The sequence below is a fragment of the Flavobacterium sp. HBTb2-11-1 genome (genome assembly GCF_009826975.1).
Lineage (GTDB): Bacteria > Bacteroidota > Bacteroidia > Flavobacteriales > Flavobacteriaceae > Flavobacterium.
The window spans coordinates 192,425-215,914 of record NZ_WUMO01000001.1 but is presented as its reverse complement, the minus strand read 5'-3'; the positions used below and the strand labels follow the sequence as shown (position 1 = coordinate 215,914).

Below are 23,490 nucleotides of genomic sequence, written 5' to 3'. Positions count from 1 at the left end.
TCAAAGGGCTTCCTAATATGGAAGCCCTTTTTTATATCAGATTTTGCAAATCTACAAATCAAATTTAATTCCCTGCGCTAATGGAAGATTTGTAGTATAATTGATTGTATTAGTTTGACGTCTCATATAAATTTTCCAAGCATCAGACCCTGATTCACGTCCGCCTCCAGTTTCTTTTTCACCACCAAAAGCGCCACCGATTTCAGCACCAGAAGTTCCGATGTTAACATTTGCAATTCCGCAATCAGAACCTGTTGCAGACAAGAATCTTTCTGCTTCACGCAAATTATTCGTCATAATTGCAGAAGACAATCCTTGTGCGACACCATTCTGAATTTCGATTGCATTCTCTACTTCGCCTGAATATTTAATTAAATATAAAACAGGTGCAAAAGTTTCATGCTGAACAATATCAAATGAATTTTCAGCTTCAGCAATCGCAGGTTTAACATAACAGCCGCTTTCATAACCTTGTCCAGAAAGCACTCCTCCTTCAACTAAAATTTTTCCGCCTTCGGCTACAACTTTATTTAAAGCCGCTGCATACATTTCCACTGCGTGAGTGTCAATTAGGGGACCAACATGATTGTTTTCGTCAAGAGGATTTCCGATTCTTAACTGTTTGTAAGCTGCCACCAATGCATCTTTTACTTTATCATAAATACTTTCATGAATAATCAGTCTTCTAGTTGAAGTACAACGTTGTCCAGCCGTTCCAACAGCTCCGAAAACAGCTCCGATAACGGTCATTTTAATATCGGCATCAGGAGTCACAATAATAGCATTGTTTCCTCCAAGTTCTAATAATGATTTGCCTAATCTTCCTGCCACAGTCTGAGCAACAATTTTTCCCATTCTGGTTGAACCTGTCGCAGAAATAAGCGGAATTCGAGTATCAGCAGTCAATAACTCTCCTATTTTATAATCACCGTTTATCAAACATGAAATTCCTTCTGGAAGATTATTTTCTTTAATAACCTCAGCTATAATGTTCTGGCAGGCGATACCGCAAAGAGGTGTTTTTTCAGAAGGCTTCCAAACGCAGACATCACCAGAAATCCAAGCTAAAGCTGTGTTCCAAGACCAAACTGCAACTGGAAAATTAAAGGCCGAAATGATTCCAACAATTCCCAACGGATGATATTGCTCATACATACGGTGTCCTGGTCTTTCAGAATGCATTGTTAATCCGTGAAGCTGACGAGATAAACCAACTGCAAAATCACAGATATCAATCATTTCCTGAACTTCTCCAAGACCCTCTTGAAATGATTTTCCCATTTCATAAGAAACCAGTTTTCCAAGAGCTTCTTTATTTTGTCTCAATTTTTCTCCAAACTGACGTACAATTTCACCACGCTGTGGCGCAGGAATCAATCTAAAAGTTTTAAACGCTTCTGCAGCTGTCTGGATTGCTTTTTCATAATCTTCTGCTGTTGACATTTTTACCGAAGCAATTAATTTTCCGTCAACTGGCGAATAACTTTCTAGAATTTCTCCAGATGAAAAATTATTAATTCCTGTTGATGTTCCTTCATTTATTGTCTTGATGCCCAATTTTTCAAGAGCTTCCTTCATTCCAAATTGCGATGCTATTGTTGTCATTGTAACTTTTTTAGTTAAAATTGTTATATTTTTATGTAAAGATATTGTTTTCGAATTAATTTCCCATTGAAGTTAATTCATAAATGAAAGTAAATTTAAGTTTATTTTATAGTATTAACAGAAACAAAACTTCAATATTGGATTTATTTAATGAAATTTGCATTACTTAAAATTAAAAATATGACCTCTTACATTAGGCTTCTCCTTTGTTTTCTTTTAGTAACAACCAATATATTTTCTCAAAAAGCAAAATCCTCATTTCAAGTAGTTCCTTTAGGAATAAAAGGCGGAATTGACGAAAAAAATCTTTCCGCTTATTTAATAGCTCCATCAAACACAACCGATTATATCTGTCTCGACGCTGGAACTGTAAATGCTGGAATAGAAAAAGCCATAGAAAAGAAAACGTTTAAAGTTTCTACAAGCGAAGTTCTAAGAAAATATATCAAAGGATATTTGATTTCCCACGCGCATTTAGATCATGTTTCGGGATTGATTATAAATTCTCCTGCCGATTCTTCTAAAACGGTTTACGCTACCAATAAATGTATGGAAATGATGGAAAACCATTATTTCAACGATCAGACTTGGGCTAATTTTGGAGATGCAGGCCCTGGTTTTCGTTTAAAAAAATACCATTTTCAAACTTTGAATCTGGGAGAAGAAACTTCTTTAACTAATACCAAAATGACAGTTAAAGCTTTTTCTCTTAGCCATGTTAATCCGTTTGAGAGTACCGCTTTCTTAATTAAAAATGAGAATGACTATTCATTATATTTAGGAGACACAGGCCCTGATGAAGTAGAAAAAAGCAATAATCTTCGCGATTTATGGACAGCAGTTGCTCCATTGGTAAAAGAAAAGCAATTAAAAGGAATTTTTATTGAAGTTTCGTTTCCTAACGAACAGCCTGACAAATTTTTATTTGGTCATTTAACCCCAAATTATTTAATGAAAGAACTTCATGTCCTAGAGGATTTAGCAGGAAAAGGTTCTCTTGAAAACTTTAAAATTATCATCACACATTTGAAACCGCCTGCAAAGAATATTGCTAAAATAAAAGAGCAGTTAAAAGCTCAAAATGATTTAGGCTTGAAGATTATCTATCCTGAGCAAGGGAAAAAACTTGAATTATAGAAAATAAATTTGTAAGTTATTTTTTATAATTTAGCCAAATAAATTATATTAAATGGAAATTGTTTGGTCAAAAAAAGCAAAATATAACTTTTACTCTATTCGAAATTATTTAGAATTATATTGGTCACCATTAATAGCAGAAAAATTTATTCTCGATGTATTAAGAGTAAATAAGTTATTAGAAAAAAACCCTCAAATAGGAAAATATAGGGATGATTTAGAATGCCGGGAAATAGTAATCTCAAAACATATTACTTTATATTATGCAATAAAAGAAAATCAAATAAAACTGATTGCTTTTTGGAATAATCGCCAACGGCCTTTAAATCCTTATGATTTGTAAATCTATATAAGTTTTTTACTTCTTAATTCTGCCAGCATTTCTTCATGAGTAATAAAATCTCCATTTTCGAGATCACGTTTACCCTGCTCGATTTCCTCTTTTAATTCTAATCTAAAGTTTTCTTCTGGAGAAAGAATTTTAGCAATAGAAAGCATTTCATCGGCAGAAAAAGTCTGAGTCTTTAACTTACGATAGAACGTTGGACTTGGAATACCAACTTGCTCAATAATATAGCTTTTTTTAAAGGGAGATTTATCAATTAAACTCTCAATATTATCGATTATATTTTTATATGCGATTATTTCTTGTATCATAATTGAGTGTTTTTTGTTTCATATATGATACAAATGTAGAAAATATTTTCTTATTTGAATGAAAATACACCAAAATAAACCCGTCAGGTTTTAAAAACCTGACGGGTTTTGTTTTTTAATCAACTAAAAATTTATTTCTTACTTCTTCGCTACAAACCTAGGATCCGTTTCCATAACAGTTCCGCAGTTATTGCAAGTTCTTAGTTCTTCTGAATTGTAAAAATGCTCAAAATGAGGCAGAAAATCTTTCTCGATATTATGAAGTTCAAAATAGACTTCGTACAATTTATGATTGCAATTGTCACAATGCCAAAGCAAACCATCAGTAAAACCTTGTCCGGCACGTTTTCTTTCGATCACAAGTCCGATAGAGCCTTCTGAACGAACAGGAGAATGTGGCACTTTTGCCGGATGCAGATACATATCTCCAGCATTTAATTCCATTTCCTTTCGTTGGCCATCTTCCTGGATTACCACTTTTATGCTTCCTTCTAGCTGATAAAAAAGCTCTTCTGTTTCGTTATAATGATAATCTTTTCTTGCATTTGGTCCCGCCACAATCATCACAATATAGTCTCCAGAATCTACGTAAAGATTTTTATTTCCAACTGGCGGTTTTAATAAATGACGGTTTTCGTCAATCCATTTAGTTAAGTTGAAAGGTTTTGCTATTGCCATTTTTATTCAAAATTTATGAAAAGCTAAGGTAGTGAAATTGTAGAGACGCACCGCAGTGCGTCTATGGGTTTGTATTTTAATTTCTGAAAACGTTAGACGCACTACAGTGCGCCTCTACTTAAAACTCCTTTATCAAATACACATAAACCGGAAGGTGATCACTAAAACCTGCTTCACTGAGTGTATTACGCAACGGATAACCCTTATATGCACCTGAATTTTGAATAAGATAAGGTCTATTGAAAATACCTGCTTTCCAAAAATTAAAAGTCGAAAAATCTGATTTAACCAAAGAAGCCGTCATGATAATTTGATCAAAAATATTCCAAGAGTCACGATACGCAATCGTTCCTAAACCTTTATTGGCAAGTTCTTCAAACGGATTAAAAACGTCAAATTCAGCAACTTCAGTTTTTACACCTTTTGCTCCTAGCCCAGTTTTTATACTTTTATTGAATGGTCCATCATTAAAATCTCCCATTGTTAATACTTTTGCCTTCGGATTAATCTGCTGTAATGAATCTATAATTTTTCGGTTCAATTTTCCTGCAGCTTCGCGGAATAAACTTGTTGCCTTTTCTCCACCCGATCTGGATGGCCAGTGATTGACAATAATATGTATTTCTTCATCTTCTAAAAATCCTGAAACTAAAAGCTGGTCTCTTGTGAAAACACGATTTTTATTTTCTTTTTTAACTTCAATTTCATCATCTAAAACCTCTGATTGTTCTTCTTTTTTAGGAACTTCTTTTTTATAAATGATTAAAGGAATATTAGAAAAAGAAGTCGGGCGAAAGTATTTTTTCTGATAGAGCAAAGCTACATCAATACCACGTTTGTCTGGAGAATCAAAATGAATGATTCCTAAATCCAACGATTGTAGTTTCGGTTCTTTTATTAAATCTTCTAAAACACCGCGGTTTTCAATTTCTGCTCCACCAACTAAAGTAGGGGCATTTGAATTTTCTGGTGTTCCAATTTCAGATAAAACTTTTGCTAGGTTTTTTAATTTCTGCTGATATTTTTCTGTTGTCCAATGTTGCGCACCGTTTGGCGTCCATTCATCATCGTTTGTAAATGTGTCATCAACAGTATCATAAAGGTTTTCAAAATTGTAAAAAGCTACTGTGTGTATTTTATACTTTTTGGATTGAGACTGCGTTTGAAATGAAAAAAATAGAACTATTAAAAAGACTCTGAAAAAGTGCATATATTAGTATTTTAAAAAACATTTCAATATTACTCTTTTTTATTTAATTGTAAGAAATTTCAAATAAATTTAAAATCTAAAATTTCTATATTTGTTTTTTCATACAAATGAAAAGAAGCAAATGATGATCATGAAAAACCTTTTAAATACTAAGAAGCTAAATATTCTGTTTCAACTCGCATTTCTTATTTTTGCTTTACAATCATTCAACTGTCAATCTCAACAAAACATGATAACACCGCCTTATTTACAAAAAGGAGATACTGTAGCGCTTTTAGCAACAGCTAGAAAAAATATCGATGACAATTTAAAACCTACAATAGATTTGTTGCACAGCTGGGGTTTAGAAGCCGTAATTGGATCAACAATCGGTTTGGATTATAATCAACTGGCAGGAACAGACGAACAGAGAGCTGCCGATTTCCAGAAGCAATTAGACAATCCAAATATTAAAGCAATTTGGTGCGTTCGCGGCGGATATGGCACGGTTAGAATGTTAGATTTATTAGATTTTACTAAATTCAAACAGCACCCAAAATGGGTTATCGGTTTTAGTGATGTAACGGTACTACATAACCATCTAAATACGATGGGATATAAATCTATTCACGGTATTATGCCTGTTACTGTTCCTAGAGCAACTCCAGATGCCGTAAGTTCATTAAAAGCCGCTTTGTTTAACGAACCTATTTCCTACTCTATTAGCCCATCTCCAATGAATCGTTTGGGAAGTGCAACGGGAGAATTGGTTGGAGGTAACTTATCTATTTTATATAGTTTATTAGGATCTCCATCTGCAATTGATTGCAAGGATAAAATTTTATTTATAGAAGACTTAGATGAATATCTCTATCATATCGACCGTATGATGATGAATCTAAGACGTAACGGATGTATCGAAAATCTAAAAGGAATTATCATTGGAGGCATGACAAGCATGAAGGACAATGAAGTGCCTTGGGGGAAAAATGCTTTAGAAATTATTGATGATGTAACTAAAAAATATAACATTCCCGTGATTTTTAATTTCCCAGCTGGACATATTAGAGACAATAGAGCTTTAATTATGGGAAATACCGTTTCTATAGAAGTTACTGCTTCTGGAAGTACAGTTACTTTTAAAAAGTAATGCTACGTTGCTTATACTTTAAGTAAGTCTAAATACCACATAAAATCTCGCAAAGACGCGAAGTTGCAAAGTTTTAATACTCTTTGTGCCTTCGCGTCTTTGCGTGCAAAAAAACTTGAAACTTGAAACCTGAAACAAAAAAATAAAACCCATGGCAGAACATAATGATTTAGGGAAATTAGGCGAAGATCTCGCCGCTGCATATCTTGAAGAAAACGGATATTCAATTGTAGAACGAAACTTTGTTATACAGAAAGCAGAAATAGATATTATTGCACAAAAAGATTCCACTTTGGCCATTATTGAAGTAAAGACCCGTTCGAGCTTAGATTTTGGTTCTCCACAAGATTTTGTCAAGCAAAAAAAGATTCACTTACTCATTAAAGCAGTAAATGCCTACATAAACGATAGGGAAAAGGATTTTCAAGAAGATTTAGAAATCCGTTTTGACATCATTGCAGTCCATAAAAACGGGGAATCATTTGCAATTGAACATCTTACTGACGCTTTTTATCATTTTTAACATAATTTTTTATTGTTATAATTGTAACAATTTGTTTTTTTATTTATCTTTGCAAAGAATTATAACATCGCAATGTTAAATTAACAAACCAACTCAACTGTTACCAAAAAAAAAAAAAGAATTATGAAAACTGTTTCTTCTATTGTAGAAAACTACATTAAAACAAAACCATTTTTATTAAATGCCCTGTCACTCGGAATTATTAACCTAACATCACTTTCGCGAAATATTATGACCGAATTAGAAAGTGAGTTTGGAAAAGAAGTAAAACAAGGCGCTGTAGTAATGTCTTTAAAACGACTGACGGAAGAACTAGATTTTAAACTGAACCACAAAATCAATAAAGTAATAAAAAATATAGGTGAAATCACCGTTCGTTCCGAACTTACAGATTACACTTTCGCAGCATCAGAAACTGTCTTAAACAAACAAGCAGATTTAATTTCGGATATTAATGCTTTATCTGATATTTTTTATACCTCATCTCGTGGAGTAAACGAAACTAATATCGTAGTAAGCAGCAGTGTAAATCATTTAGTTGAAAAACACTTTATGAGAGAAAAATTAATTCAGAAATTAGATAATTTAGCTTCTATTACTGTAAAATTACCTAAAGAAAACATTGTTGTTCCCGGAATCTATTATTTCATTTTCCAACGTTTGGCTTGGGAAGGAATTATCATCAATGAGGTAATTTCGACTTCAAATGAGTTTACCATTTTAGTTGGAGAAGATCAAGTTGATGTAGCTTTTAAAGTAATTAAAGACTTGAAAAACTAAATTAAATAAGATATTAAGAATCGTTTGATTCTTCTTTATAACACAAAATCCTTTCATCTTTCATTAAAAGATAAAAGGATTTTTTTTTTGAGTAAAATAACGCCTAAGTATAATTCCATTTTTATCAAATAAGAATATTCTCAAAAGACAGTCCTAAAATAAATTTTATTTCTGCAAAAGCGTCAATATGACACTTACTTGCAAAAGGCCACTTTACACTGCATTTTACGTCTTTTATATAAAAAACTAACAAAAAATCCGAAATAAGTTTTTTTAAATATAATTTATTACGAATAATATTTTTATATATTTGCTAACGCATCAAAAAACAAGAGAGATTTTTGATTGTACAGCCAAACTAATATTGAATTAAATTGTTTGAAATAAAGTCGGTTGCTAGAATTCAAATTAATACCACTTTTTTCAAATTGACGATACAATTATCTAACCAAAACCACAATAATGCCATTAAATCACTCTTCGGAGTGATTTTTTTTACAAATATCAGAAAGAGTAATTTAGAGCAAACCCAAAATTAGTATTGAATGTGATATCGTTTTTTATAACAGCAGGTTTAAATGCCAACCTTTCATCAACATTGAATTGCGATAAAGCGGCATCTATATTAGCATCAATAATATTTAAAACATAAAATCCCACTATAAATAGAGCTGATAAATCCCTGTATCGCTGATATTCTTTTTGGGCAGTTGTCAATTGGCTTTCTGATAAGCGTGCTAAAAATTCAGAATCGCTTTTTTTACCTTCAAGCCTATTTTTGTATTCGTCTCGGTATAAATTATATTTTTTCTGATTGTCAATATAAAAATAAGTGCTTGTTCCAATTGCTCCGTACACTAATGGAACTTTCCAGTATTTCTTATTATAAATTTGCCCTAAGCCTGGTAAAACAGCTGAATAAAATGCTGCTTTTGCTGGACGAAGCGGATCAATCCTTTCCGATTTTAAAGAATCTTTCGAAATGATTTTGTTTTTTTCTTGAGCGAAGATTGTAGTGAATCCTAAAAATAAAAATAGGAGAATAAGCTGGTTCTGCATATAAAGTTGTCTTTGAAAATTTGACTCAAAGAAAACTTTTTAGTTCTAAGATTTTTCTTAAATAAAAGATAAAGAAAGCTTAATTTTTTATATTTCGTTTGCCACGAATTACACGAATTTTCACGAATTAAATTTAAGATTAGTGGAAATTCGTGTAATTCGTGGCAAACTTTATTTTACTCCTCAAACAACTCCATCAACTCCAAAGCTCGTTTAATTGACTTCACATTTTCAAAAGTCAATAACAAACGTAATCCGTTTACGGTTTGTTTTTCTTTCATTTTGCAAAGTGTCGCATGTTTTTGAACGAAGTTCAAGACATTTCTAAACTTCACCGATTGATAGTAATCGGATTGTTGATCAGAAACGAAATAACCAATCATTTTGCCTTGTTTCAAAACTAATTTCTCGATTCCGACTTTAGTCGCAATCCATTTTATTCTTATGCTGTTTAATAACGCAACAGCAGGTTTTGGCAATGGCCCGAAACGGTCAATTAGTTTTTTCTCAAATTCCTGTAGACCAGCTTCGTCTTTTATAGCGCTCAATTCGTTATATAAAACCAAACGTTCCGAAACGTTATTGATATATTCATCTGGGAATAAAAGCTCAAAATCGGCATCAATTTGAATGTCTTTTACGTATTCTTTCGTGTCAATATCATTTTCCTCTGGATACAATTCTTTGAATTCGTTTTCCTTCAATTCTTCGATCGCTTCGTTCATGATTTTCTGATACGTATCAAAACCAATTTCATTGATGAAACCACTTTGTTCACCTCCTAATAAATCTCCCGCACCACGAATTTCAAGATCTTTCATCGCAATATTAAAACCGCTTCCCAATTCGCTGAATTGCTCCAATGCCTGAATACGCTTTCTCGCATCTTCCGTCATGGATGAATACGGCGGACAGATGAAATAACAGAACGCTTTTTTGTTGCTTCGCCCTACTCGACCTCGCATTTGATGCAAATCTGATAATCCAAAATTATTGGCATTGTTAATGAAAATAGTGTTGGCATTTGGAACGTCCAATCCGCTCTCAATGATTGTGGTTGCGACCAAAACATCAAAATCTCCGTTCATGAAACCTAACATCAATTCTTCGAGTTTAGCGCCATCCATTTGTCCGTGGCCAATTCCGACTCTTGCATTTGGAACCAAACGCTGAATCATTCCTGCCACTTCTTTTATATTTTCGATTCGGTTATTGATAAAGAAAACCTGTCCGTTTCTTTGAATTTCATACGAAATCGCATCTCTGATAATTTCTTCATTAAAACCAACCACATTCGTTTCAATTGGATAACGATTTGGCGGAGGCGTTGTAATTACCGATAAATCTCGCGCCGCCATTAACGAAAACTGTAAAGTTCTCGGAATTGGCGTTGCGGTTAACGTCAGCGTATCAACATTGGCAGCAATCGTTTTTAATTTATCTTTTACGTTTACTCCAAACTTTTGTTCTTCATCAACAATCAATAAACCAAGGTCTTTAAAAACCACATTTTTGTTTACCAATTGATGCGTTCCAATAACAATATCCAGTTTTCCGTCGGCTAAATCTTTTAAAGTCTGCGCTTTTTGTTTCGCAGTTCTAAATCTATTTAAATAGCCAATTGAAACCGGCATATCTTTCAAACGTTCTGAAAAAGTTCTATAATGCTGATAAGCCAAAATCGTAGTCGGAACTAAAACGGCAACTTGTTTGCTATTATCAACCGCTTTAAATGCGGCACGAATCGCAACTTCTGTTTTCCCAAAACCAACGTCACCACAAACCAAACGATCCATTGGGCGATCGCTTTCCATATCGGCTTTTACTTCCGCCGTCGATTTCATTTGGTCAGGCGTATCTTCGTAAATAAACGAACTTTCCAACTCATTTTGAAGATAACTATCAGGCGCAAACTGAAAACCTTTTTCCAAACGACGCTTTGCATACAACTGAATCAAGTTGAAAGCAATATGTTTGACACGCGCTTTGGTTTTCTGTTTTAAAACTTTCCACGCATTGGAACCTAATTTATAGATTTTTGGAGGCGTTCCATCTTTTCCGTTGTATTTCGAGATTTTATGAAGCGAGTGAATGCTCACATACACAATATCATTATCGGCATAAACCAATTTTATGGCTTCTTGGGTTTTGCCTTCAACCTGAATTTTCTGCAATCCGCCAAACTTCCCGATTCCGTGATCGATATGCGTTACATAATCGCCTACAGAAAGTGCTGTTAATTCTTTTAAAGTGATATTCTGCTTTTTCGAATAGCCGTTTTTGATATTGAATTTATGATAACGCTCAAAAATCTGGTGATCGGTATAAGCCGTTATCTGATTTTCTTCATCAATAAAACCTTGGTACAAAGGCAATACAATGGTATGATATTGTTTTCTGATGTTTTCTGAATTGGCTTCGTCTAAGCTTTCAAAAATATCGTGAAAACGTTTCGCCTGCGTTTCATTTGAACAAAACAGATAATTGACATATCCGTTAAAATGATTATCGCTCAAATTATTCAGCAATAAATCAAATTGTTTGTTGAAAGAAGGCTGAGGCTGAATATGGAATTCGAATTTTTTAGTGGTTTTAAAAACTGGTCTGGAAGCCAATTCTACAACCGAAAAATCCAAAGCTCGTTTTATAAATGAAGCCTGATTTAAAAACAATTGCTCCGGAGTGGCATGTTTTATTTCTTTCGACAATTTCTCAAAAGCTTCTTCTGCTCTTGCAAATTGTTTGTCTAATTGGCTAAAAAGTCCTTCGGTATTTTGAATGAAAAGAACTGTTTTTTCGGCAATATAATCTAAAAAACTCTCACGGTTTTCCTGAAAAAGTTTGTTCTCGACATTCGGTATAATCGTGATTTTTTTATGCGTTTCTACCGATAATTGCGTTTCAACATCAAAAGTTCTGATGCTGTCTACTTCATTTCCGAAAAACTCAATTCTATACGGATAATCGTTTGAAAAAGAGAATACATCGACAATTCCTCCTCGGACTGAAAATTCGCCAGGTTCTGTAATAAAATCTACTCTTTTGAATTCGTATTCAAACAAAACTTCGTTGATAAAATCAATCGAAATTTTATCATTCAAAGCGACTTTTAAAGTGTTTTTATCAAGTTCTCTTCTCGTAACTACTTTCTCAAAAAGTGCTTCTGGATAGGTAACAATTACGGCTGGTTTTTTTCTAGAATTGATTCGGTTTAAAACCTCAGCGCGAAGCAGAACATTGGCATTATCGGTTTCATCAATTTGATACGGACGACGAAATGACGCTGGATAAAACAATACATCTTGTTCTCCAATCATCTGTTCCAAATCGTTTAGGTAATACGCAGCTTCTTCTTTGTTGTCTAAAACAATCAGAAAAGGCCGTTCGGTTTTCCTAAAAACGGAACGGATAATAAATGAAACAGCAGATCCCAACAATCCGCTGATGTTCATTTTTACCTGATTTCCTTCTAGTAAACTTTTGGCAATCTGCTCTGCTTTTGGCAGATTATCATATGTAGTATATAAGGCGTTTTTACTCAACTTTCGGTATATTTGGATCTATTGGCGGCGCCGAATTCGGAATCGCACGTGTTGTATCTAACATTCTAAGGAAATCTTCTTCTCCTTCTTCTTTCGGGATTTTGGCTTTTTCGACAATTTTATCCATTTGTCTTTCCAACGAAATCAGTTCTTTATTGATTTCCTGTATTAGAAAAACCACTTTATCGTCTGGAATTTTATTTAAATGGATGAACAAATCCAGCATTCTAATTTTAGTAATCAAAATAGAAATACGGCTTTTGATTTGAGGCTGGTTAAACTGAGCTGGAATATTGTTATTTAGAGCCATTGCTTTTCTAGAAATAGCTGCCGATTTTTTCTGAAATGCACCAATTGTCTTTCTAGGCTTTTCTCCAATTTCTTTCATAAATTCACGCCACTCCGTCCAAGAATTCAATTGCGATTCTGAGATTTCATTAATCGGCTCATCTAGAAAAGTCCAGCCTTTATTTATATTATTAAAAATAGCTTCTTTCTTTTTCGCTTCTTTTGCATTTTCTGCAAGGCGTTTTTCATTTTCATTTTGGCAAGAAAATAACACTGTTGTCAAAAGCAGAAAAAGAGATATTGGGTATTTCATTGATAAAATATAGTTAGACTGCAAAGTTACGAAGTAAATTTACAATTATGAATTCTGTTTTTTGCTAAAGATTCTATAAATCAAGGTTATTTTTTTGTGTTTTAATGGCGATTCGGGTAATTAATCAGAAATATTTCATTTGATGGTTTTCCAATAAAATAGCGCTTTTTCAAGGATTCTCAAAAAGGCACAAAGACACACTCTTAAAAGAGAATAATATAACAAACAAACTTTTTAATTATTGAATTTATAATTTATCCTTTAAAAAAGCACAAGTAATTGCGAAAACGTTATATTTGTGTCTCTAAAAATCATCAAGAAATGAATCCTAAAATATTGATCATTGGCGCCTGCGGTCAGATTGGAACAGAACTGACGCAAAAACTGCGTAAATTATACGGAACCGAGAATGTTATCGCTTCTGATATTAGAAAATTAAATACTGATGTTGTTAATTCAGGCCCTTTTGAAGTGGTCAATGCTTTAGATTTCAATCAGATTGAACATTTGGTTGAAGTGCATAAAATCACAGATGTCTATCTGATGGCGGCTCTTTTGTCTGCAACTGCTGAGAAAAACCCAGCTTTTGCTTGGGATTTAAATATGAATTCGCTTTTTCATGTTTTGAATTTAGCGAAAGCAAAAAAAATTCAGAAAATTTTCTGGCCTTCTAGTATTGCTGTTTTCGGGCCAACAACTCCAAAAGAAAATACGCCTCAATATACCATTATGGAGCCTTCTACAGTTTACGGAATCAGTAAACAATCTGGCGAAAGATGGTGCGAATATTACCATAATGTTTATGGCGTTGATGTTCGCAGTATTCGTTACCCAGGCTTAATAAGCTGGTCTACTCCTCCGGGCGGCGGAACTACAGATTATGCCGTTGATATTTTCTACAAGGCCATTGCCGATAAAAAGTACGAATGCTTTTTATCGTCTGAAACTAAAATGCCAATGATGTATATGGATGATGCAATTGATGCAACAATTAATATCATGAAAGCACCAGCTGAAGAAATCAAAATACATTCTTCATACAATTTGGCTGCAATGAGTTTTACGCCAACTGAAATTGCTGCTGAGATTAAAAAACATATTCCAGAATTTGAAATTACCTACAATCCAGATTTCCGTCAGAAAATTGCAGACAGCTGGCCAGCAAGCATTGACGATACTGAAGCAAGAAAAGATTGGGGATGGAATCATAAATTTGATTTGGAAACTATGACAAAAGATATGCTGGAGCATTTGAGTTAAATTTCAATTACCATAAAAAACAAAAATCCCGCTTAGAAATTCTAAACGGGATTTTTTATATTCCAATTTGAATATTATTTCACTTCAAAAACATTGTTTGTTTGTTTTACGTCAGCCATTAATCCGCTTGGATCGATAGTGATTTTTTTGATTGACGTTTTGTTTTTGTCAATTGTAAAACTATAGTTTTGCTGTGCCCAAGCCCAATCTTCTAAAACTGTTCTTTTTTCGTTCGGATTTGGATTTGGTTTAACAAAATTCATCATTCTTAACGGAATATAGAATGTTTCAGATGTTCCGTCTGTATAATCCACTTTTAAATCGATTGGCATTGGCATTCTTCCAATTCTTTCTAAAGAAACTGTTGTTTTTCCTGCATTATCAGCGACGTCTTTAATTCCGTAATCAATTGTATTAGTGGTTTGTGTCCAGTCAATCAAATACCAATCCAACTCAGCTCCTGAAACTCTTTCAGCTGTTCTTTTGATGTCGTTTGGAGTCGGATGTTTGAATTTGAAATCGTTGAAATATCTTTTTAAGGTTGCATCAACGTTATCTTTCCCAATTACATATTCTAACTGAGAAAGAAAAAGACTTCCTTTGATATAAGAAGAAATACTGTATGGACGGTTTTCGTCATAACGATCTCCGTGAGTTGTCTGTGGCTGTTCTTTTCCAGAATTTACTAAACTGTAATATGCTTTATAATTTCCAGCAAAAGGGTTTACTTCTTTTTTGTCTCCTTTTAATTCATTCAAAGCACTGTCTTCGATGTAAGTTGTAAAACCTTCATCCATCCAAGGGTGTTTTGATTCGTTTGAAGCCAGAATATGTTGGAACCAAGAGTGTCCTAATTCGTGCGTTGCAGTTCCTAGAATTCCTTCAAGAGTTCCGTTTCCTAACATTAAAGTACACATTGCGTACTCCATTCCACCGTCTCCACCTTGAATAAATGAATATTGTTTGTATGGATACGCTCCAACTCTTTGGTTGTAATATTCCATTACCTTAACCATTAAAGGCTCTAATTGTTTCCAGTTTGCCGTTGTTTTTTCGTTGTTCTTGTAGAAGAAATGCAAATCAACATCATTTGGTCCTTTTACAATATCATGTGTATATTCCTTGTCAGCAGCCCATGTAAAATCGTGAACATTGGGCGCAATAAAATGCCATGTAAGTGTTTTAGCTTTTTTAGGATATGCAACCGTTACACCTGCATCTTGGTAACCGTGACCAATTGAATTTTTGTCTTGCAAATATCCTGAACCACCAATTGTGTAATCTTTATCGATTGTAATTTTTACATCAAAATTACCCCAAACGCCATGAAATTCTCTTGCGATGTACGGATCTGCGTGCCATCCTTCAAAATCAAATTCTGCTAATTTTGGATACCATTGTGACATAGAAAGTTCAACTCCTTCAGAATTGTTTCTTCCTGAACGACGAATCTGAACTGGAACTTGTCCGTCAAAATCTAATGTAAAAGTCGTTTTAGAATTTGGAAGGATTGGTTTAGCTAAAGTCACTTCTAAGATTGTTCCTGAAACTCTCGTTTGAGCAGTAACACCATCTTGTTTGAAGTTTGTGATTTTTAAATACCCAATTTCGTTAGGTTTTAAAGTTTCAATACGGCTTTGTTTTACTTCTTTTCCGTCAGCTTGTTTTACTTTGTTTACCATTCTTCCGTCTGGATCTTTAATAAAATGAAGACGCGCATCCATTTCACTTCCTGGTTGAAAAGCATTTGGATATAAATGATAGAAAACCTTTTTTAGAGTATCAGAAGAGTTGTTGGTATAAACCAATTCTTGTTTTCCTTTGTACTGATAGTTTTTTACATCCATCGAAACCTCCATTTTATAGTCAGCGTGCTGCTGCCAATATGGAGCGCTTTGTGCAAAAGCCGAATTAAACCCTAGGCTAAGGAAAGAAAGTAAAATAATTTTTCGCATGTTAATATGTAATAGAAAATGGAAGAGCTTTCGCCCTTCCATTGGATTAATAGTGTATTATTGTTTATTTTTTAGACATCTTTTCAGCCATTAATAAAGCATTATAAGCGTTTACCATCTTAGCTGTTTTTGATGATTCTACAGAAGAAACTGCTTTTGGGCTTTCACCTGGATTTTCGCTTTCACCCAAAACAACCATTGAAGGAAGAGCGACTCCAGAGTCCATTAAAATCTTTTTAACCTGAGCTGCTTTTAATTTTGGATAATAAGAACGAATTAATGCTGCAACACCTGCCGCATTTGGAGAAGCCATTGATGTTCCTTGCAAATATTTGTATTTATTGTTTGGCACCGTTGCGTAGATTTCTTCTCCTGGAGCAAAAACGTCTACGTTGATTTTTCCGAAGTTCGAGAATGGAGCCACAACGTTTTCACCATACGATTTATTAATCGCTCCAATTGTAATTAAATTGTCTGCAAACTCTTTTACGTTGTCTTTAGAATCGTTTGGATAATTGATGTTTTTGGCCTCATCAATATTGTAACCATCATTCCCTGCTGCATGAACAATTAAAACGTCTTTTTTAGCCGCATATTGAATAGCATCGTAAACCCATTGTTTGTGTGGAGAGAAGCTTTTTCCAAAACTTCCGTTGATTACTTTTGCTCCATTGTCTACTGCATAACGAATTGCTAAAGCAATATCTTTATCGTACTCGTCTCCATCTGGAACTGCTCTAACAGTCAAAATTTCAACGTTTGTTGCTACTCCGTCTCCACCTAAATTATTTCCTCTAATTTGAGCAATAATTCCCGCAACGTGTGTTCCGTGAAGTGCTTTTTCTTTATCTGGGCCAAAAACTACATTATTACCATAATGATTGTTTTTAATGTCTTCTGGATTATCACCAACGATTTTTCTTCCGTCAAAATCTTTGTTCAAGTTGTAGTTTAACTGATCGTCAACTTGTTCTTTGTATTCTGTGAAATCTGCTTCTGGATCAAAAGTTGGACCTGCATTTGTAAAAATCTGAGTCATAATTGCTTTACTTCTTGCCACTTTCGGATCTGTAGAAGTAATTGCACTTAAGTCTTCTATTTTATATGTTGACTTATTAAGCTCTTTTTTAATAGTATTATGAACCTCAAGCAAAAAGTCTACTTGCTGTTTATCTTTTAAAGCTTTTTCATATTTCTCTGTGTATTGCGCCAAAGCTGCTTTATATTCTGGAGAACCATCATCAGCTTTTTTTACGATACGTGTCATTTCTAGATTTTCATGAACAGCATCTCCAAGGAAGTTCCATCCGTGAACGTCATCGATAAATCCGTTTTTATCATCATCGATTCCGTTTCCTGGAATTTCTTTTTTGTTTGTCCAGATCATTCCCTGCAAATCTTCATGCTCGATATCGACACCAGAATCTACAACTCCTACAATTACTTTCTGCCCTTTTTTGCCTTGCAGCAATTCAGCATAAGCTTTGTCAACACTCATTCCTGGAATAGAATCTTTTATTAAATCAAGATGGCTCCATCTTTTTAATTCATTTTCGCTAAGAGGCGCTTTTTTCACAACCGCCGCCGGCGCTGTAATAAACTCCTTTGAAGTAGAAACCTGCGCTTGAACTGTAGCGCTGCATCCTGCTAAAACAAGCAATGCAAAAGCAGATAATTTAAGAGGTTTTATATGACTCATGTATCTATAAATATAAGTAAAGTTAAAAGATGGGTCTAAATTATGCTTTTTTGTTACAAAAAACTAACTGTTAACAATGTGTTATGAATTTTTGACGAAAAATACTGAAATCTATAATATTCGCAAACATTTACCTATCAAATCATTATAGATGTAATTGTATTCATTCAAAAATATACTTATAATGGTTTGAACCGTAAAAAATCAATAAAAAATATAGTCTTTACGGCTTTACGTAAGGTTTACTCCTATAAATCGCTTATACTTGTGCGGCCTAACTCTAAATCATATTTTATGGAAGATAAAACTACTCTTATTGTTGCAATATTAGTTCAAAACCATTCGAAGTTGCGCTTCAACCAACAATATTGCAATTGGTTAAAACAAAAAAATTCATTGTGATTCATTGAAAGTGGGATTTTTCACAACATAATTTATTCGTTATGCCTTTCGGTAAAAAAATCTAAAACGAATATTGCACAATTACTCTGACAAAATCTATGAACAGACTTATCAAAACAAACGATTTGTTGCTGTTTTTAGCAGATTTTTCAATTTAAATTCGTCTCACCAATTAATTAACCCAAATATTTACTCTATGAGGAAAATTTTACTTTTAATTTTAATTCTCTCTTTTTTACAAATAAATGCCCAATGTTGGCAAACAGTAACTTCTGGATACAGCTATAATGCTGCTCTACAAACAGATAATAGTTTGTGGAGCTGGGGCAGCAATAAAGATGGGCAATCAGGAGATGGCACTTTACTAAACAATTCTTCGCCGAAAAAAATCGGAACAGATACTGATTGGAAAACAGTAGTTACCGGAACTAATCATACAGTTGCTTTAAAAAAAGATGGCTCTTTGTGGGCTTGGGGCAACAATAAATATGGGCAATTAGGAGACGGTACCAGCGTAAACAAAAGTATTCCCACACGCATAGGGTCTGCTACTGATTGGCAAACAATTACTGCAGGAAATCAATATACAGTAGCCTTAAAAAAAGATGGAACTTTATGGGCTTGGGGAGATAATTATTTTGGACAATTAGGCAATGGTAACAGTTCAGATCCCAGCATCCCTACACAGGTTGGAACAGATAAAGATTGGAAAACGATAACGGTAGGGTATTTTCACACAATTGCCTTAAAAACAGATGGCAGTTTATGGACTTGGGGAGGAAATGATGATGGACAGCTAGGAGATGGTACAGCAACTAAGAGTTATTCTCCAAAAAAAGTAGGAACAGATACTGACTGGAAGACAATCTGTGGAGGAGGGAGTCATACCCTTGCTATAAAAACAGACGGATCTTTATGGGCTTGGGGACAGAATACCTATGGCGAGTTAGGAAACGGTACAACTATAAATAGCTCTATTCCGATAAAAATAGGAACATCCACAGATTGGAAAACTTTAGGCGCGGCGGGAGATCATTCAATTGCAATAAAAACTGATGGCTCTTTATGGACCTGGGGATATAATTCGCATAACGAATTAGGAAATGGCACATATTCAAACAGCCTTACACCTGTACAAATAGGAAGTGGAAAAAGCTGGCAGGCAGTAACCGCAGGCTGGTACTACACAACTGCAGTAAGTACTGATGGTGTTATGTGGACTTTTGGAGATAATGCAGATGGACAATTAGGTGATGGTACAACTGTTAATAAAAATGTCCCTGTAATTGTTCCTTGCTCCGATATGTTGAGTCTTAATATAAATGTGGTAAATGTAACTTGTTTAGGCATGCACAATGGTTCTGCAACTGCTATTGTAGGAGGAGGAACCGCTCCTTACACTTATTTATGGTCTAACGGAGGAACAGGTTCTTCAGTAAAAGATTTAGCGCCTGGCACATATACATGCAAAGCAACAGATGCGTCTTCATTAACAACTATAATTGCGTTTACCATTACTGAACCCAATCCTATCTTTTTTACTGCAACAAGCGTTGATGCTTGTAATGGCAATAACGGAAGTATCACCATTATCGCAAATGGAGGAACAAAACCTTATCAATATTCTATTTCGTCCCCTTTTTATCAATCTTCAAATATATTTACTGGTTTATCTGCCGGAAATTATGATGTCCTTGTAAGAGATGCTAATGGGTGTATTTTTTTGAGTAGTATAACAATTAGCAACAATAATACAGCGCCGCCAATTGCAAATTCACAAATATTTGATGAAGGAGCAACTGTTGCCAATTTAGTAGCCAGCGGCACAAACATTAAGTGGTATGCTAATCCTATATCGTCGAATGTTTTAAGTTCATCAACTGTTTTACAAACAGGTACATATTATGCATCGCAAACAATCAACGGATGTGAAAGCTCTTCAAGATTAGCAATAAGTATAACTATTAAGCCAATTCAAATTGATGACAAAATACCTACAAATGGCTTGATCGCTTACTTTCCTTTTAGTGGCAACGCAAATGACGTTAGTGGAAATAACTCAAATGGATCTGTTGCAGGTGCTGTTTTAACAACTGATAGGTTTGGAAACAGCAATAGTGCCTATAGTTTTAACGGAACTGGCAGTTATATTGATGCTACTATTGCCAGTATTCCTCAAGGCAATGCCGCAAGAACAATTTCTGGCTGGTTTAAAACAAATACTCCAAATCCAGGAGAAAATGGAGATGTCTGTATTTTTAATTATGGTGCGTTATCAAGATTTCAAAGATTTGGACTTACTGTTTACTCGAAAGGTTATCTTGAAACTTCAACCGGGCCAAATGCCATAGGTGATGATTTTTATGTAAACAACTTTAATTACTTAAGTAATGACTGGTATTTTTTTGCAATTACCTATAACGGAACCAAAGTATCATTATATGTAAATGGTGTATTTGTTTCAGAAAAAAATGTTGCCTTAAATACTACGAACAATCTTTTTAGAATAGGAAGACGAATTTCAGGAGATACAACTAATGAGTATTTTAAAGGAGAAATCGATGATATTGGTATCTGGAATCGTGTTTTGACTCCAGAAGAAATTTCAGCTTTGTATACCCCTGGAGAGCAACCTGCTTATACTTTAATTCCAGATCCAAATTTTGAACAAAAATTAATCAATTTAGGAATAGATAGATTTCCACTTGATGGAAAAATCCATACATCTAACATTAACACCTTAACTTCTTTAGATGTTAGCAAAAGTAATATTTCAGATTTAACAGGAATACAAGACTTCGTAGCATTAACTGATTTGAATTGCAGTCAAAATTCATTAACAACATTAAATGTAAGTAAAAATACCGCTCTAACTACTCTAGATTGTAATACCAATAGAATAACCTCTTTAGACGTAAGTAATAATATTGCTTTGCTTAATTTGATCTGCTATTCGAATCAATTAACATCTTTAAATGTTAAAGCAAATACGGCGCTAACAAAATTGGACTCGGGTTCAAACCAATATACTTCTTTAGATGTAAGCTCAAATACTGCGTTAACATTTTTAGGCTGTAATACAAGTCAATTAACTCGTTTAGATGTAAGTAATAATACAGCTTTAAATTTGCTGGATTGCCGCGAAAATAAATTAACCTCATTGGATGTTTCCCAAATTACTACTCTAACAGAATTGTATTGTCAATCTAATCAATTAACAAATTTGAATCTAAGCAAAAATAAAGCTTTAGAATTTGTAAATTGTTCAAAAAACCAACTAACCACTTTAGATGTTAGCGTAAATACTTCGTTAGTTGGATTATATACTAATTCCAATCAATTAACGAGTCTAAATTTAAAAAATGGAAACAATAATAAACTTGTCTATCTAAATTTTACCAATAACCCAAGTTTAACTTGCATACAGGTTGATGACGTGGCTTACGCTAATGCAAACTGGTCAAGCAAAAAAGATCTCACTGCAAACTTTAATTCGAACTGTAATGACGGCTATACTTTAATTCCTGATCTGAATTTTGAAAAAGCTCTAATCGCTAAAGGAACTGATTCTGGAACTCCAGACGGAAGAGTTCTTACCTCAAAAGTAGCTTCGGTAACTGAATTGTTTATTATGAACAAATCAATTAACAGTTTATCTGGAATTGAAGATTTTAAGTCTATAAAAACTCTTTTTTGCGATGGAAATCAAATTACCAGCATCGATCTTTCTAATAATATTGCTTTAGAAGATTTATCTATAGGCGATAATCAGTTAACAGCTTTGGATGTTTCTAAAAATATAGCCTTAAAAAGTCTCTACTTTCACAACAACCAACTAGACAGTATAAATGTTTCTAAAAATACAGCTTTACGATGGTTATATATGACTGGAAATAAGGTAAAAGATTTAAACGTTTCAAAAAATATTGCTTTAGTGCACTTAACCTGTAATTCCAATTTATTAACTACCCTTGATCTTTCTCAAAATACAGCTCTTGAAGATTTAATCTGCGATCATAATCAATTGACAGAATTAGATATTTCTAAAAATATTTTACTAAACGGTTTGTATTGTAACAGCAATAAACTAACCGTTTTAAATACTTCAAAAAACACTAATCTGGTCAGAATCGAATGTGATTCTAATAAAATTACTCGTTTAGATACTTCTAATAATCTTTTATTAAGCGGTTTAAATTGCAATTCTAATTTATTAACGTCTCTTGATATTTCAAAAAACACTGCTTTAGACTATCTAAAATGTGCTTCTAATCAATTAATTAATCTTAATTTAAAAAACGGAAACAATACCAAATTTATCAATACCACTATGGTTGATAACTTGAAAAACAACCCGAAATTAACCTGTATTCAAGTTGATGATGTAGCTTATGCGAATAAAAACTGGATGAATGCTAAAGATTCTTGGGCCACTTACAATACCACTTGCGCAGTAGAATATGTAGCGCTTCTTGACACTAATTTTGAACAGAGGTTAATTGATTTAGGAATTGATACCGATGGTCTTAATGGAAAAATCACAGTTGCCGATGCAACTTCGATAACAAGTTTAGACCTTTCAAATAGCAATATTAAAAATCTGACGGGTATTGAATATTTTACTTCATTAACAACTTTAGATATAAGCTATAACCAAATTACCTCTCTTGATGTAAGCAACAATTTACTTTTAGAAACGTTGAATGCTTCTTCAAATCAGCTTACGACATTAGATTTATCCAAAAATACTAGACTTAGAATTGTTTATGTTGTTAATAACCCTTTGGTTTACTTAAATCTTCGAAACGGAAACAATGCTAATTTTATTCTGCCATCAAATACTGGAAAGAAATCTGCTTCTGCATTGTATACTACTTTCTTGGGACTTACAACTCTCAGCTGTATACAAGTTGATGATGAGAATTACTCAAATGCAAATTGGTCAAGCATCAAAGAATCGACCACTGCTTATTCTAATACTTGCAAAAGTCTAGGCATTGACAAATCTGAGTTTAGTCAAGTTATTGTATATCCAAACCCAACAAAAGGAGAAATGAACATCCATAACATTGCATTAGACAAAGCAACAGTTTACAACTCATTAGGTCAATTAGTAAAATCTTTTACATTATACAATACAAACACAGAGAATACGGTCGATTTGTCTGGATTGCCAAAAGGGATTTATTATATATACTTAATCAATGGAGATGCTGCTTCTGCGAAAAAAGTAATAATAGAATAGATTTAGAA

At 33.7% G+C, this 23,490-nt stretch carries 16 protein-coding genes; 7 read left to right on the top strand and 9 right to left on the bottom strand.

Going from position 1 to position 23,490, the window contains the following annotated elements:
- Positions 1-51: 51 nt before the first annotated feature.
- Positions 52-1,605, bottom strand: coding sequence for an aldehyde dehydrogenase family protein (locus tag GR162_RS01020; protein ID WP_160780666.1), 1,554 nt, complete (start codon positions 1,603-1,605; stop codon positions 52-54).
- A gap of 180 nt (positions 1,606-1,785) precedes the next feature.
- Here GR162_RS01020 and GR162_RS01015 point away from each other — a divergent pair, with 180 nt between their 5' ends.
- Together GR162_RS01015 and GR162_RS01010 are read left to right on the top strand one after the other, a co-directional pair.
- Positions 1,786-2,742, top strand: a complete 957-nt coding sequence (locus GR162_RS01015; RefSeq protein WP_160780665.1) for an MBL fold metallo-hydrolase — start codon at positions 1,786-1,788, stop codon at positions 2,740-2,742.
- 52 nt (positions 2,743-2,794) lie between these two features.
- Positions 2,795-3,085: a type II toxin-antitoxin system RelE/ParE family toxin gene (locus GR162_RS01010; RefSeq protein ID WP_091128809.1), complete on the top strand. Its 291-nt coding sequence runs from the start codon at positions 2,795-2,797 to the stop codon at positions 3,083-3,085.
- Positions 3,086-3,087: 2 nt separating this feature from the next.
- Here GR162_RS01010 and GR162_RS01005 read toward each other — a convergent pair whose 3' ends face one another.
- From GR162_RS01005 to GR162_RS00995, 3 genes are all read right to left on the bottom strand, one after another.
- Positions 3,088-3,399 (bottom strand): hypothetical protein, encoded by a 312-nt coding sequence (locus GR162_RS01005; protein WP_160780664.1) that lies wholly within the window; start codon positions 3,397-3,399, stop codon positions 3,088-3,090.
- Between the two features lie 138 nt (positions 3,400-3,537).
- A complete protein-coding gene (locus GR162_RS01000; protein ID WP_160780663.1) occupies positions 3,538-4,077 on the bottom strand; it encodes a 3-hydroxyanthranilate 3,4-dioxygenase in 540 nt (179 codons plus the stop codon).
- Positions 4,078-4,195: 118 nt separating this feature from the next.
- Entirely contained in the window at positions 4,196-5,287 is a 1,092-nt protein-coding gene (locus GR162_RS00995) for an endonuclease/exonuclease/phosphatase family protein (protein ID WP_160780662.1), read from the bottom strand.
- Between the two features lie 229 nt (positions 5,288-5,516).
- Here GR162_RS00995 and GR162_RS00990 point away from each other — a divergent pair, with 229 nt between their 5' ends.
- The 3 genes from GR162_RS00990 (at position 5,517) to GR162_RS00980 (ending at position 7,719) form a co-directional block, all read left to right on the top strand.
- The gene (locus tag GR162_RS00990; RefSeq protein ID WP_160780661.1) at positions 5,517-6,416 is read left to right on the top strand and encodes an LD-carboxypeptidase; all 900 of its coding nucleotides are present in this window, start codon (positions 5,517-5,519) and stop codon (positions 6,414-6,416) included.
- A 151-nt stretch (positions 6,417-6,567) separates the two neighbouring features.
- Positions 6,568-6,939, top strand: coding sequence for a YraN family protein (locus GR162_RS00985; RefSeq protein ID WP_160780660.1), 372 nt, complete (start codon positions 6,568-6,570; stop codon positions 6,937-6,939).
- 123 nt (positions 6,940-7,062) lie between these two features.
- Positions 7,063-7,719: a hypothetical protein gene (locus tag GR162_RS00980; protein ID WP_008466087.1), complete on the top strand. Its 657-nt coding sequence runs from the start codon at positions 7,063-7,065 to the stop codon at positions 7,717-7,719.
- A gap of 504 nt (positions 7,720-8,223) precedes the next feature.
- Here the strand turns inward: GR162_RS00980 and GR162_RS00975 are convergent.
- From GR162_RS00975 to GR162_RS00965, 3 genes are all read right to left on the bottom strand, one after another.
- Positions 8,224-8,778, bottom strand: a complete 555-nt coding sequence (locus tag GR162_RS00975) for a DUF5683 domain-containing protein (RefSeq protein WP_160780659.1) — start codon at positions 8,776-8,778, stop codon at positions 8,224-8,226.
- Between the two features lie 176 nt (positions 8,779-8,954).
- Positions 8,955-12,320 (bottom strand): transcription-repair coupling factor, encoded by a 3,366-nt coding sequence (mfd, locus tag GR162_RS00970; protein WP_160780658.1) that lies wholly within the window; start codon positions 12,318-12,320, stop codon positions 8,955-8,957.
- The gene (locus GR162_RS00965) at positions 12,313-12,921 is read right to left on the bottom strand and encodes a hypothetical protein (protein WP_160780657.1); all 609 of its coding nucleotides are present in this window, start codon (positions 12,919-12,921) and stop codon (positions 12,313-12,315) included. The genes mfd and GR162_RS00965 overlap by 8 nt, the downstream gene beginning before the upstream one ends.
- Positions 12,922-13,242: 321 nt before the next feature.
- On the opposite strand from GR162_RS00965, the gene GR162_RS00960 reads away from it, so the two are divergent.
- A complete protein-coding gene (locus GR162_RS00960) occupies positions 13,243-14,181 on the top strand; it encodes an L-threonine 3-dehydrogenase (protein ID WP_160780656.1) in 939 nt (312 codons plus the stop codon).
- Positions 14,182-14,255: 74 nt separating this feature from the next.
- On the opposite strand, the gene GR162_RS00955 is transcribed toward GR162_RS00960, so the two are convergent.
- Both GR162_RS00955 and GR162_RS00950 read right to left on the bottom strand, forming a co-directional pair.
- Positions 14,256-16,136: a M1 family metallopeptidase gene (locus GR162_RS00955; RefSeq protein ID WP_160780655.1), complete on the bottom strand. Its 1,881-nt coding sequence runs from the start codon at positions 16,134-16,136 to the stop codon at positions 14,256-14,258.
- Positions 16,137-16,200: 64 nt separating this feature from the next.
- A complete protein-coding gene (locus GR162_RS00950) occupies positions 16,201-17,835 on the bottom strand; it encodes a S8 family peptidase (RefSeq protein ID WP_160780654.1) in 1,635 nt (544 codons plus the stop codon).
- Positions 17,836-18,433: 598 nt separating this feature from the next.
- Here GR162_RS00950 and GR162_RS00945 point away from each other — a divergent pair.
- Positions 18,434-23,482 (top strand): LamG-like jellyroll fold domain-containing protein, encoded by a 5,049-nt coding sequence (locus GR162_RS00945; RefSeq protein WP_160780653.1) that lies wholly within the window; start codon positions 18,434-18,436, stop codon positions 23,480-23,482.
- Positions 23,483-23,490 lie beyond the last annotated feature (8 nt).

Excerpts from the sequence above, each read along its gene's own strand:
- GR162_RS01020 (WP_160780666.1), bottom strand. The coding sequence starts at position 1,605 with ATGACAACAATAGCATCGCAATTTGGAATGAAGGAAGCTCTTGAAAAA.
- GR162_RS01015 (WP_160780665.1), top strand. The coding sequence starts at position 1,786 with ATGACCTCTTACATTAGGCTTCTCCTTTGTTTTCTTTTAGTAACAACC.
- GR162_RS01010 (WP_091128809.1), top strand. The coding sequence starts at position 2,795 with ATGGAAATTGTTTGGTCAAAAAAAGCAAAATATAACTTTTACTCTATT.
- GR162_RS01005 (WP_160780664.1), bottom strand. The coding sequence starts at position 3,399 with ATGATACAAGAAATAATCGCATATAAAAATATAATCGATAATATTGAG.
- GR162_RS01000 (WP_160780663.1), bottom strand. The coding sequence starts at position 4,077 with ATGGCAATAGCAAAACCTTTCAACTTAACTAAATGGATTGACGAAAAC.
- GR162_RS00995 (WP_160780662.1), bottom strand. The coding sequence starts at position 5,287 with ATGCACTTTTTCAGAGTCTTTTTAATAGTTCTATTTTTTTCATTTCAA.
- GR162_RS00990 (WP_160780661.1), top strand. The coding sequence starts at position 5,517 with ATGATAACACCGCCTTATTTACAAAAAGGAGATACTGTAGCGCTTTTA.
- GR162_RS00985 (WP_160780660.1), top strand. The coding sequence starts at position 6,568 with ATGGCAGAACATAATGATTTAGGGAAATTAGGCGAAGATCTCGCCGCT.
- GR162_RS00980 (WP_008466087.1), top strand. The coding sequence starts at position 7,063 with ATGAAAACTGTTTCTTCTATTGTAGAAAACTACATTAAAACAAAACCA.
- GR162_RS00975 (WP_160780659.1), bottom strand. The coding sequence starts at position 8,778 with ATGCAGAACCAGCTTATTCTCCTATTTTTATTTTTAGGATTCACTACA.
- GR162_RS00965 (WP_160780657.1), bottom strand. The coding sequence starts at position 12,921 with ATGAAATACCCAATATCTCTTTTTCTGCTTTTGACAACAGTGTTATTT.
- GR162_RS00960 (WP_160780656.1), top strand. The coding sequence starts at position 13,243 with ATGAATCCTAAAATATTGATCATTGGCGCCTGCGGTCAGATTGGAACA.
- GR162_RS00955 (WP_160780655.1), bottom strand. The coding sequence starts at position 16,136 with ATGCGAAAAATTATTTTACTTTCTTTCCTTAGCCTAGGGTTTAATTCG.
- GR162_RS00950 (WP_160780654.1), bottom strand. The coding sequence starts at position 17,835 with ATGAGTCATATAAAACCTCTTAAATTATCTGCTTTTGCATTGCTTGTT.
- GR162_RS00945 (WP_160780653.1), top strand. The coding sequence starts at position 18,434 with ATGAGGAAAATTTTACTTTTAATTTTAATTCTCTCTTTTTTACAAATA.